Source organism: Microbacterium sp. bgisy189 (assembly GCF_057707225.1).
Genome location: NZ_JBYIPT010000008.1, coordinates 92,512 through 104,385, shown reverse-complemented (window position 1 = coordinate 104,385; position 11,874 = coordinate 92,512). Strand labels below are relative to the sequence as shown.

Sequence of the window (11,874 nt, the reverse complement as noted above, 5' to 3'; positions counted from 1 at the left end):
CGGCAAGCTCAACGACTGACGAGCAGCTCCGTTGCCCAGGGGAGGTCTGCGCCACGCCGCGAGACGGTCACCGCAGCGCAGGACTGCGCGAACGATCCCACCCGCGAAAGCGCCTGCAGGTCGAGCATCTGGCCCCGGTCGACGACCGGCAGCTCCACGTCCTCGAAGATCTCGCTCAGCGCGTGGATCATTCCCGCCATGAACGAATCACCCGCACCGATGGTGTCCACGACGCCCGGCACCTGTGTGGCGAGCGCGATGCGATGCGCACCGGTGCACACCAGCGCACCGTCTGCTCCTCGGGTGACCGCCACAACCGCGGCCCCGAGCGCGAGGAGGCGGTCAGCCACGCGGTCGAGGGCCCAGCCCGGGTAGAGCCAGGCGGCGTCCTCGTCGCTGAGTTTCACGACGTCGGCCGCGCTGAAGAACATCTCGGTCACCGGCAGCTGCTGCGCATGCGGACGCATCAGCGCGGGCCGCACATTCGGATCGAATGTGGTGATGGCATGGGCGCGGGAGGCACGCATGGCTTCGAGAGCGGTGGCATCGCCAGGTGGAAGCGCCGCACCGAGCGAGCCCGTATGAACGAATCTCGTGGCCGGAGACACCTCGACGGACGCGACCTGCCAGTCGACGTCGAATTCGTATCGCGCGGACCCGTCGTCCTGGATGGTCGCGACCGCCGACGCCGACCGCACCGGCGGCATGTCATTGCGCAGGCTGACTCCGGACGCGTCGAGGTGGTTGAGGATCACGGCGCCGTTCGGGTCGTCCGCGACGCCCGCATGGAGCTCGACGGCGTGGCCGAGTCGGCCGAGCCCGACGGCAACGTTGAGGGGCGATCCGCCAGGGGTCGTGGACGGCTTCCTCCCCGGTTGTTCGACGATGTCCACGAGGGCTTCTCCGATGACGACGATGCTCATGGAACGATGAGGACCTTTCCGGAGCTGTCGTTCGTCGCGGCGGCGAATGCATCCGCGACGGCTTCGAGACCGAAGACCTGGGAGATGATCTCATCCGTGGGCAGACCACCGTCGGCTGCGATGTCGATGGCGGTGCGCACGTCCGCCTCGGTGTACGCGGCGCAGCCTTGGACGCGGATCTCCCAGTCCTGGATGAGCGGCATCGGCAGGGACGCGTCGCGAGGAGGAACGCCGACCACGACCAGCGTGCCCGCCCGACGCAGGAGCGCGATGGACTGCGCGAAGGAGCGTTCGTTCGCGACGCAATCCAGCACGACGTCCGCCGTCGGACTGCCCAATGCGTTGAGAACCTGCTCGTTGACGTCGGGGGCTGAGGCGAGCACGGCCCCGCGTGCTCCGACGCGTCGCGCACGTTCGAGCTTGCCGGTGTCCATGTCGGTGACGACGACGGATGCCGCGCCCGCGTGCAGTGCAGCGACGACGCACAGCACCCCGATGGTGCCCGCTCCGAGGACGACCACGTGCGCGCCACGCAGGTCGCCGGCGATGCGTGCTGCGTGGACCGGAGTGGCGAGGCACTCGACGAGCACAGCGGTGCGGTCATCGACCCCTTCCGGGACGGCGAAGAGATTGCGCGCGGGTGCGACGAACTCGGTCGCCATGGCGCCGGACCACTGCTGCGAGGGATCGCAGCCGATCCACGTCAGCTGTTCACACGCGTTCGACCGATTCGTGAGGCAGTTCACGCAGCTTCCGCAGCTGACGTTCGGCTTCAGGATGACGCGTTGACCCACGGTGAACCCGTCGACGTTCTCCCCCCACCCGGCGACGACGCCGACGGCCTCGTGGCCGGGAACGTAGGCGCTGGTGAGGAACGGGTGAGCGCCTGCCAGCGCGTGGGTGTCGGACCCGCAGATGCCGACGACGCTGGAGTGCACCAGCACTTCATCCGGCTTCGGGATGAGGGTGGCGGCATCCTCGAGGTGCACGCCATCGAGCGGGATCGACACCGCGCGGCGGAAGGTGCCCGTGGGGAGATCGGATGCGGGGGTGCGGGTGAGTGCGTCAGACATGGCGATGGTTCCTGATTCAGGTCGGTGCGGTCAGGCTGCGAGAACTTCGGTGCGAGCGGGGATGCGGTGGCCCCGCTCGTCGAAGCCGGGCTGTGGGGGTCGAACGAAGTAGGTGAGGCCGGCGCCGATGACGTAGAGGACGGCGAAGGCCCAGCACACGCCCCCGATGCCGAGAGTCGGCAGCAAGAGCGCGGCGATGGCCGGCCCGAGGAATGTGCAGACACCGGCCGCCAGGTTGTGCGCCGAGATGGCCGCTCCGGTGTGCTCAGGTGCCAGGGACGGGAAGACGGCGCCCATCGGGACGAACGCGGAGACGGTGATGCCGAGGAGCACGGCGGCCGCCGACATCATGATCATGTCGGGGCCGAACCATTGCGGCACATAGTAGAAGGCGAGTGTCGCCACCGCGCAGCCGATGCATCCGAACCAGCGCATCTGCCGCATCCACCCCGCTTTGTCGCCGATGCGTCCCCACACGACGTTGGTGACGAGGGTGACGGCGAACATGAGACCCCACAGCTGCATCCACTGGGCGAGGGAGAAGGAACCGACCGCGTCGTAGCTGTCGGTGGTGAGGTAGAGCGGCATCACGACGGGGAATCCGAAGAGCGTCAGATTGCAGATGACCCTGACCAGCGCGATGACGAGGATCTGGCGGTTCTCGACGAGGATCGTCGCGCCGCGCGCGAGTTCGCGCCAGCGGTCACCGCGGCTCAGCGTCTCCGGAGCAGCGACGGACACCCCTGCGCTCCGACCCGAGCGGTCGCTCCAGAGGCAGAACAGCACGCCCGCAGCCACCCAGGGAAGCGCCATCCAGAGGGTTGCTCGCTCACCGACGACCGGAATGATCCAGCTGGGCAGGTATGTGCCGAGCACGCCGATGCCGAGGGAGTAGGCCGCCCAGTACCAACCCATCGCGGTCGCAAGGCGACTCTTGTCCACCGTCTGGGCGATGAGCACGACGAACGAGTAGATGAACAGCGGGTACGCAGCGGCGCGAATGCCATAGACGAGGAGGATGAGCGGCAGGCTGCCGGCGTCGATGACGAATCCGAGGAACACCGCCTGCAGCACGAGCCAGCTCGTCCCTCCGATGATCATGATGCGCCTGGCCCCGAACATCTCCGAGATCACGCCGGAGCTCCACGCGGCAATGGCCGCGATGAATCCGTAGACGCTGAAGGTGAGCGCGGCGTCCACCGGGCTGTAGCCGAGCCCGACGAGGTGAACGGACAGGAACGTCAGCTCGAACCCGTCGCCGGTCATGAACAGTGCGATTGCGGCGTATCCGAGCGTGAGGCTCAGTGGCCATCGTGAGGACATGTGGTCACCTCATTGTGATGGGCGCAGTGTCAGTGCGCCGAGCGGGTCGTGCGTCATCCATATTCCGTTGCACGCTGGACACGCTCTAGAGCACTGGAACCGGGTGTTCTGATACGAAATTGACATCTGGTTCCGCGAAGAGGACGCTCGTGCACATGGATTCACCGGTATCGGAGGAGGGTGCGTCGGCATCACCGTTTCAACGGCGACCACCCGCACCCGAGGTCGTCATCCCGGACGTGGACAGCATGGTGCGCTGGCACCAGCACGACTTTCCACATCCATTGGCCAGGTGGCACACCCACCCTGAGGTCGAGGTGCATCACATCCGCGCCAGCAGCGGCATCGCGTTCGTGGGCGACTATGTCGGCCGCTTCGATCCGGGCCACTTCGTCCTGGTCGGCTCTCATGTGCCGCACAACTGGATATCGGATCTGGTGGAAGGCGAGGTGATCGCGACGCGCGACACGGTGCTGCAACTGCACCCGGACCGCATCCAGGCGCTCGCGGCAGTCGCGCCGGAAGCGCAAGAAGCGGTCAGTCTCTTCGTGGCCGCCGCGCGCGGGATGACGTACACGGGTCGAACGCGCGACCGCGCCATCGCACATCTGGATGCCGTCGGGGCCACCAGGGGCATCGAACGCTTCGCGCACGTGTTGAGCCTGCTCGCCCTCCTCGCCCGGGCACCCGAAGGGGATCGGTCCTACCTCGGGCGCCGCCGAACGACGGTGCGCTCCGATGCGGCCGCGCAGCGGAAGGTGGACGAGGTCCTCGACTACATCACGACCAATCTCTCGGATCAGGTGTCGCTGACTGCGGCAGCGGAGCTGGTGGGGATGAGCCCGTCAGCCCTTTCCCGATTCTTCACGCGGACTGCGGGGCGGGGGTTCGTGGAGACGGTTCGCCGTCTTCGCGTCATCGAAGCGTGCCGTCGCTTGGATGAGACAACCGCCCGCGTGAGTGATATCTGCTTCGAGGTGGGCTACGAGAACCTCTCCAACTTCAACCGACAGTTCCGAATCGAGACCGGGATGACCCCGCGTGAATATCGCGTTCGAGCCGCAGCGCCACACGGCTGAACCTTCCGGGGGTGGAGCGCGGCCTGGAAACGAATCAACCCCCGCCCGGATAATCCCAGGTCGGGGGCTGATTCTTCGCTGTGCGCGAGGGGGGAGTTGAACCCCCACGCCCTTTCGGGCACTGGCACCTGAAGCCAGCGCGTCTGCCTATTCCGCCACTCGCGCGAACCCGTGTCTCCAAGGACTCAACTTCCCGAGGATATCACGCGCTCACGCGTGCACAGAATCACCGGCTTCTCAGCCGATTCCGCAGGTTCACAGTGAGTGCAACTAGCATGTCCCGTACCGGTCAGCCTGCCTGAGGAGCCCCGTGGGACTACTTGACAGCTTCGAGAAGGGACTCGAACGCGCCGTCAATGGCGCGTTCGCGAAGACCTTCCGCAGCGGCGTTCAGCCTGTCGAGATCGCCTCGGCGCTGCGCAGCGAACTCGACGCGAAGGCCGCGGTCGTCAGCCGCGACCGCATCCTCGCGCCCAATACGTTCACCGTGCGGCTTGCGCCATCCGACGAAGAGCGGATGCTGGCGCTCGGCGCCACGCTCGACGAAGAACTGCACCGCCTCCTGGCGCAGCACGCGAAGGATCAGGGCTTCAGTTTCGCCGGCCCCGTGACGGTCGCGCTCACCTCCGATGACCAGCTGTCGACCGGCACGTTGCGCGTCGAATCGCGCACCGCCGCCGGTGATGTCGCGTGGCGCGGCGTGGTCGAGGTCGAGGGCAAGCGGCATCCGCTCGCGAAGGGCCGCACCGTCATCGGGCGCGGCAGCGACGCCGACATCACCATTTCGGATGCCGGCACGAGCCGCCGTCACGTCGAGGTGCTGTGGGACGGCGAGCGCGCCATGGTGCGTGACCTGGGATCGACCAACGGCACCCAGCTCGACGGCCGCAAGGTGGGCGAAGGGCCGCTGCTGCCGGATTCGGTCATCCGCATCGGACGCACCGACATCACGTTCCGCGTGGTCGCACAGGCCACGCCGCCCCGTCCGTCCACCTCGGCCGCCGACGCGACCCGCGCCTACGACCGGGGAGGGCGCCCGTGAGCGAACTGACACTCCTGCTGCTGCAGATCGGCTTCCTCGTCCTGCTGTGGTTCTTCGTGTTCGCGGTGGTCTACTCGCTGCGCGCCGACCTGTTCGGTGTGAAGGTGCGAAAGCTGCCCGAACCGGCGCCCGCCGCAGCAGCCCCGCCCACGGCAGGACCCTCGGATGCCACGGCTGCCGTCGCGCCGGTGGCCCCACCGCGTCCGCGGTCGTCGGGCCCCGAGAAGGCGACCCGCGACGCCGTGTCGCGCATCGTCATCACGAGCGGACCGAAGACGGGACTCGAACTGCCCCTCACCGGTGAACCGCTGACGATCGGCCGCTCCAGCGAGTCGGGCCTCGTCATCCGCGACGACTACACCTCGAGCCACCACGCCCGCCTGCTGCTGTGGGGCGAGCAGTGGATGATCCAAGACCTCGACTCCACCAACGGCACCTGGCACGACGGGCAGCGCGTCTCGACGCCGGTTCCGATCATCGTGGGGGCGACGGTCAAGGTGGGCGCGACGACCTTCGAGCTGCGGAAGTAACCGGATCTCGGCATGGTCTTCCAGGGATCGAGCACGGCCATCTCCCACACCGGGAAGGTGCGCTCCAACAACCAGGACTCGGGCTACTGCGGCTCGTCGCTGTTCGTCGTCGCCGACGGCATGGGCGGCCACGCCGGCGGCGACGTCGCCTCGAGCCTCGCGGTGCATCGCCTGAAGACCATCGACGAGCCGTTCCCCTCGACCGCCGCGGCAGAACGCGCCCTGCGAGAGACGATCACCGACACCGCCGCCGAACTCATCGAGACGGTGACCCGCAAGCCCGAACTGGCCGGCATGGGCACGACGGTGACGGCGCTGATGATGGTCGACGACCTCGCCGTCATCGCCCACATCGGCGACTCGCGGCTGTACCTGTTCCGCGACGGTGCGCTCACCCAGATCACCACCGACCACACGTTCGTGCAACGCCTGGTCGACTCGGGGCGCATCACGCCCGAAGAGGCCCGCTACCACCCGCGACGTTCGGTGCTGATGCGCGTGCTGGGTGACATGTCGCCCGACCCCGAGGTCGACACGTTCATCATGCCGACCCAGCCCGGTGACCGCTGGCTGCTGTGCTCCGATGGGCTGTCGGGTGTCGTCGACGACGCGCACATCTCCAAGGCGCTCGCGCAGGACATGGCACCCGCCCGCACCGCCGACGTGCTGCTCAAGCAGGCCCTGGACGGCGGTGCACCCGACAACGTCACGATCGTGATGGTCGACATCGGCGGGCAGCACCCCATGTTCGCGGGCACGCCCACGATCGTCGGCTCGGCGTCCAACCCGACCGGCATCGAGGTGCCGGCCGCACGCCCCGGCCGGGGCGGCTGGCTGCACCTGAAGAGCCAGGCCGCGAACGAACCCACCCACTTCGAGCCGGCGGCCGAGTTCCTCGAAGAGCTCATCGAAGAAGACCGGCGCCGTGCACGCTGGCGCCGCATCTGGTGGTTCGTCGGCTTCGTCGTCATTCTCGGCGCACTCGCGGCGGGCGTGTTCGCCGGCTACCAGTGGACGCAGACCCGCTACTTCGTCGGCACCGACGACGACAGTGTCGTCATCTACCGCGGCGTGCAGGCCAACATCGGTCCCATCACGCTCTCCTCGCCGTACGAAGACACCGACATCCTGCTGTCCGATCTGTCGATCCTCGAACGCCAGGCCGTCGACGAGACGGTCTCGGCTCGTTCATTGGCCGACGCGATCGCGATCGTCGACCGTCTGCGACCGACGGAGGAGGAAGAATGACCGCCTCCGTCGAGACCGACACCACGGTTCTGAAGGCACTGCGCAAACTGCGGATGCCGCAGACCCAGCGCAACCGCGAACTCGGCCTGCTGCTGTTCGTCTTCGTGATCAACGCGGTCGCCGTCGCCCTCGTGCAACTCGGCGCGACCGACGCGATCGACTGGACGTTCCTCAACTACTGCGGCGGGCTGACACTGCTCGTGCTCGCATTGCACGTCGTGCTGCGACTGAAGGCGCCGCAGGCCGACCCGTTCGTCGTCCCGATCGCGACCCTGCTGTCGGGCATCGGGCTCGCCATGATCTACCGGCTCGACATCGCCGAGTCCTCCACCGGGTGGGGCGCACTGTCGACGCGCCAGCTCGTGTGGCTGGCGATCGCAATCGTCGGGGCGATCGCGATCGTGATCCTGCTGCGCAACTACCGGGTGCTGTTCCGGTACACGTATCTGTTCGGGCTCGCCGGCGTCCTCCTGCTCCTGCTGCCGTTCGTGCCGTTCCTCGCGGTCGAAGAGAACGCCCAGGTGTGGGTGTCGGTCGGCGGCATCTTCTCGTTCCAGCCCGGCGAGCTCGCCAAGATCTGCCTCGGCATCTTCTTCGCCGGCTACCTCGTGCGCACCCGTGAGGCGATGACCTCGGTCGGTCATCGCTTCCTCGGCCTCACCTGGCCGCGCCCGCGCGAACTCGGCCCGCTGCTGATCGTGTGGGGCGTGTCGATGCTCATCATCGTGATGCAGCGCGACCTCGGCACCGGTCTCCTGCTGTTCGGCATGTTCGTCGCGATGCTCTACGTCGCGACCGGCAAGACCAGCTGGGTGTTCATCGGTGTCGCTCTCGCCGTCGGCGGCGCGATCCTCGCGTCGCGCGTGCTCCCCTACGTCACGGGTCGCTTCGCCGCCTGGCTGAACGCCTTCGACCCCGAGGTCATCGAGCAGTACGGCGGCAGCTACCAGTTGGTGACCGGCCTGTTCGGCATGGCCAACGGCGGCCTCATCGGCACCGGGTGGGGCCGCGGCTACCCCGACCTGACGCCGCTCGCGCACAACGACTACATCTTCCCGAGCCTCGCCGAAGAGCTCGGTCTCGTCGGGGTGTTCGCGCTGCTGGCGCTCTATATGGTGTTCACGAGCCGCGGCATCCGCATCGGCATCGCCGGGCAGGACGACTTCGGCAAACTCCTCGCGACGGGCCTGTCGTTCACGCTCGCCCTGCAGGTGTTCATCATGGTCGGCGGTGTGACCCGCCTCATTCCGCTGACCGGCCTCACGACGCCGTTCCTCGCGGCCGGTGGTTCCTCGCTCGTTGCCAACTGGCTCATCGTGGCGCTGCTACTGCGCATCTCGGATGCCGTGCGCTCCCGCCCCCGGGTGGTGATCGGCTGATGACCAAGGAATTGCGACGCCTCAGCATCGTGATGCTGGTGATGTTCCTCGGGCTGTTCGGTGCGACGAGCTACATCCAGGTCATCGGCGCCGAAGAGCTCAACGCCAATCCCGAGAACCGCCGCACGCTGTACGAGTCGTACGAAGTGCAGCGCGGCTCGATCGTCGCGGGCGACGAGGTGATTGCGTCGTCGACGCCCAGCAGCGACCTCTACTCGTGGCAGCGCACCTACACCGACGCCGAGATGTGGGCACCGGTGACCGGATACCTGCCGGTGTCGGGGCAGACGACGGGACTCGAGCAGGCCATGAACAGTGAACTGTCGGGCACCGGCAGCTCGCAGTTCCTCGCCCGGCTGGAGCGCATCGTGTCGGGGCAGGACCCGCGCGGCTCGAACGTGCTCATCACGATCGACCCCGCCATCCAGCGCGCCGCGTGGGAGGCGCTCGGCGACTACGAGGGCGCGGTCGTTGCGATGGACCCGAAGACCGGCGAGATCCTCGCCATGGTGACCAGCCCCAGCTACGACACGAACCTGCTGGCCGTCCACGACACGGCATCCGTCAACGAGACGTTCGACGCGCTCGTCGACGACCCGCTCGACCCGCTCTACAACCGTGCGATCGCCGGCGACCTCAACCCGCCCGGCTCCACCTTCAAGCTCGTCGTGACCTCCGCCGCCCTGTCGACCGGCGAATACACGCCCGAGTCGACCTTCGACAACCCGGCGACGTGGCAGCTGCCCGGCAGTGAGAGCGTCATCCGCAACCACGACGGCGGTACGTGCGGCTCGGGCGACGAGGTCACCCTCGCGACGGCGCTGCGCCTGAGCTGCAACATCCCGATGGCGCAGCTCGCCGTCGAACTCGGCGACGAGGTGATCCGGGCCGAGGCCGAGAAGTACGGCTTCAACAGCTCGTTCGAGATGCCGCTCACCTCGACCGCGTCGGTCTATCCGACCGGCCTCGACGACGCCCGCACCGCACTCAGCGGGTTCGGCCAGGGCGACGTCATCGCCACGCCGCTGCAGATCGCGATGGTCTCGGCGGGCATCGCCAACGGCGGCGTCGTCATGAACCCGCGCCTGGTCGACTCGGTGGTCGCACCCGACCTGACGGTGCAGCAGGAGTTCGGCGACACCGAGTTCGGGCGCGCGCTCGAGTCCGATGTCGCGGCGACCATGACCGACCTGATGATCGCCAATGTCAGTGATGGCGCGGCGAGCGGTGCAACAATAGATGGCGTCGAAGTGGCGGGGAAGACGGGCACCTCCGAACACGGTCCCGGGGACCCCTACACGCTGTGGTTCACCGGATTCGCGCCGGCAGACGACCCCGAGGTCGCCGTCGCCGTCATGATCGAGAACGGCGGCGGTCTCGGACAGTCCGGAACGAGCAACGGGATCGCGGCCCCGATCGCGAAGAAAGTCATTGAGGCGGTGCTGAGCAGATGAGACCGACGCAAGGTGTGAGCTTCGGCGGACGTTACGAGCTGGACTCGCGGATCGCGATCGGCGGGATGGGCGAGGTGTGGGAGGCCACCGACCACGTCATCGGTCGAACCGTCGCCATCAAGATCCTCAAAGACGAGTACATGGGCGACCCGGGATTCCTCGAGCGCTTCCGCGCCGAGGCCCGTCACGCCGCACTCGTCAACCACGAGGGCATCGCGAGCGTCTTCGACTACGGCGAGGAGAACGGCTCCGCCTTCCTCGTCATGGAACTCGTGCCCGGCGAGGCGCTGTCGACCATCCTCGAGCGCGAGGGGTCGCTCTCGAGCGACAAGACCCTCGACATCGTCGCGCAGACCGCATCCGCGTTGCAGGCGGCCCACGCCGCGGGCCTCGTGCACCGCGACATCAAGCCCGGCAACCTACTGATCACGCCCGACGGCCGCGTGAAGATCACCGACTTCGGCATCGCGCGCATCGCCGACCAGGTGCCGCTGACGGCCACCGGTCAGGTCATGGGCACCGTGCAGTACCTCTCGCCCGAGCAGGCGTCCGGCCACGCCGCGTCGCCCGCGACCGACATCTACTCGCTCGGCATCGTCGCGTACGAATCGCTCGCCGGCAAGCGCCCCTTCACGGGCGAATCGCAGGTCGCGATCGCGATGGCGCAGATCAACGACGCCCCGCCGCCGCTGCCGAACACGGTCGCCGAACCGGTGCGCAACCTCGTCATGGCGATGATCGCCAAGAAGCCCGACGACCGCCCGGCCACAGCATCCGCCGTCGCCCGTGCCGCCACGGCCCTGCGCCGCGGCGACATCGCGGCCGCTGCCGCGGTGGTCCCTGCGATCGCCGGCGGCGCGGTCGTCGACGAGGTCACCCAGCTGCTGAGCCCCGCGCTCGGCACCGAGGAGGCCACGCGCATCCTTCCGACCACCTCGCCGCTCGCGGCAGGTGCCGGCGGTGCCGCGGGCGCCGCGGCTGCCGGCTCGGAGACGAAGACACGCAAGCGCAGCCCGTGGACGTGGCCGCTCGTCGCCCTCATCGTGCTGCTGCTGCTCGTGCTCGGCGGCACCGTGTTCACGATGCTGCAGGGGCAGGCTGACCCCGAAGCGACGCCGTCCGACACGCCGACGTCGCAGACGCCCGCAGAATCGCCCACGCCGAGCGACACGCCGGAAGCGACGACGGTCAACGTCGATGACCTCGACCTCCTCGGCAAGACGTGCGACGAGGCCCTGCAGATCGCCCGCGCGGCGGAGCTCGAGAACGCGAGCTGCGAGACCGGCGATGCTGCACCGACGGCCGAGGACGTGGGCACCGTCTACGAGTACTCGCCGGCCGGCAACGTCGCCTTCGACGCGGCGTTCGTGATGACCGCCTACGACGAGCTCGCGCCGATCGACACGCCGTCGAACCCGACCCTGCAGGACGAGTCCGGCAACGCCATCACCACTGCGGAGCAGGGCACGACCGTGTATGCCGGGTGGGACACGTTCTCGTGCCCGGCCGGCAGCGCCGTGAAGTCGTACACGCTCACCGTCAGCGGCGGCATCTTCACCGTCAACAACGACACGTCGGCGAGCTTCAACGCCGAGCAGCGCCCCGCACCGATCACCGTCAACGGTGATGTGGGCGGACGCCTGGGTGTGTCGATGGTCGTGACCTGTGAGGGTGAGAACGGCACGCGCGACTCCGGCTCATCGGGCACCACCGAAGCGACGATCATCGCTGCCGCGACGCCCGATCCCGAAGAGCCCGACGAGGGCGCCGACGGCTGACGTCGAGGGTCGTCCCAGCATGGGGTCGGATAGGCTTGCGAGGTC

Annotated in this window: 10 protein-coding genes and 1 tRNA gene; 7 read left to right on the top strand and 4 right to left on the bottom strand. The window is 68.1% G+C overall.

Features of this window, described 5'->3' with window-relative positions:
* Positions 1-8: 8 nt before the first annotated feature.
* The 3 genes from AC3ENX_RS11210 to AC3ENX_RS11200 are packed head-to-tail and all read right to left on the bottom strand — an operon-like array spanning position 9 to position 3,319.
* Positions 9-923: a carbohydrate kinase family protein gene (locus tag AC3ENX_RS11210; RefSeq protein WP_434811958.1), complete on the bottom strand. Its 915-nt coding sequence runs from the start codon at positions 921-923 to the stop codon at positions 9-11.
* Positions 920-1,996 (bottom strand): zinc-dependent alcohol dehydrogenase, encoded by a 1,077-nt coding sequence (locus AC3ENX_RS11205; RefSeq protein ID WP_434811957.1) that lies wholly within the window; start codon positions 1,994-1,996, stop codon positions 920-922. The genes AC3ENX_RS11210 and AC3ENX_RS11205 overlap by 4 nt, the downstream gene beginning before the upstream one ends.
* A gap of 30 nt (positions 1,997-2,026) precedes the next feature.
* Positions 2,027-3,319, bottom strand: coding sequence for an MFS transporter (locus tag AC3ENX_RS11200; RefSeq protein ID WP_434811956.1), 1,293 nt, complete (start codon positions 3,317-3,319; stop codon positions 2,027-2,029).
* Between the two features lie 155 nt (positions 3,320-3,474).
* Here AC3ENX_RS11200 and AC3ENX_RS11195 point away from each other — a divergent pair, with 155 nt between their 5' ends.
* Positions 3,475-4,398: an AraC family transcriptional regulator gene (locus AC3ENX_RS11195; RefSeq protein ID WP_434811955.1), complete on the top strand. Its 924-nt coding sequence runs from the start codon at positions 3,475-3,477 to the stop codon at positions 4,396-4,398.
* Positions 4,399-4,479: 81 nt separating this feature from the next.
* Here the strand turns inward: AC3ENX_RS11195 and AC3ENX_RS11190 are convergent.
* Positions 4,480-4,563, bottom strand: a tRNA-Leu gene (locus AC3ENX_RS11190).
* A 145-nt stretch (positions 4,564-4,708) separates the two neighbouring features.
* On the opposite strand from AC3ENX_RS11190, the gene AC3ENX_RS11185 reads away from it, so the two are divergent.
* The 6 genes from AC3ENX_RS11185 to AC3ENX_RS11160 are packed head-to-tail and all read left to right on the top strand — an operon-like array spanning position 4,709 to position 11,829.
* Positions 4,709-5,440, top strand: a complete 732-nt coding sequence (locus AC3ENX_RS11185) for an FHA domain-containing protein (protein ID WP_434811954.1) — start codon at positions 4,709-4,711, stop codon at positions 5,438-5,440.
* Positions 5,437-5,970 (top strand): FHA domain-containing protein FhaB/FipA, encoded by a 534-nt coding sequence (locus AC3ENX_RS11180; protein ID WP_434811953.1) that lies wholly within the window; start codon positions 5,437-5,439, stop codon positions 5,968-5,970. Before AC3ENX_RS11185 ends, AC3ENX_RS11180 begins: the two co-directional genes overlap by 4 nt.
* 12 nt (positions 5,971-5,982) lie before the next feature.
* Complete coding sequence (locus AC3ENX_RS11175) at positions 5,983-7,218, top strand: Stp1/IreP family PP2C-type Ser/Thr phosphatase (protein ID WP_434811952.1); 1,236 nt, start codon at positions 5,983-5,985, stop codon at positions 7,216-7,218.
* A complete protein-coding gene (locus tag AC3ENX_RS11170; RefSeq protein ID WP_434811951.1) occupies positions 7,215-8,597 on the top strand; it encodes an FtsW/RodA/SpoVE family cell cycle protein in 1,383 nt (460 codons plus the stop codon). The genes AC3ENX_RS11175 and AC3ENX_RS11170 overlap by 4 nt, the downstream gene beginning before the upstream one ends.
* The gene (locus AC3ENX_RS11165) at positions 8,597-10,051 is read left to right on the top strand and encodes a peptidoglycan D,D-transpeptidase FtsI family protein (protein ID WP_434811950.1); all 1,455 of its coding nucleotides are present in this window, start codon (positions 8,597-8,599) and stop codon (positions 10,049-10,051) included. Before AC3ENX_RS11170 ends, AC3ENX_RS11165 begins: the two co-directional genes overlap by 1 nt.
* Positions 10,048-11,829: a serine/threonine-protein kinase gene (locus AC3ENX_RS11160; RefSeq protein WP_434811949.1), complete on the top strand. Its 1,782-nt coding sequence runs from the start codon at positions 10,048-10,050 to the stop codon at positions 11,827-11,829. Before AC3ENX_RS11165 ends, AC3ENX_RS11160 begins: the two co-directional genes overlap by 4 nt.
* Positions 11,830-11,874: the final 45 nt, after the last annotated feature.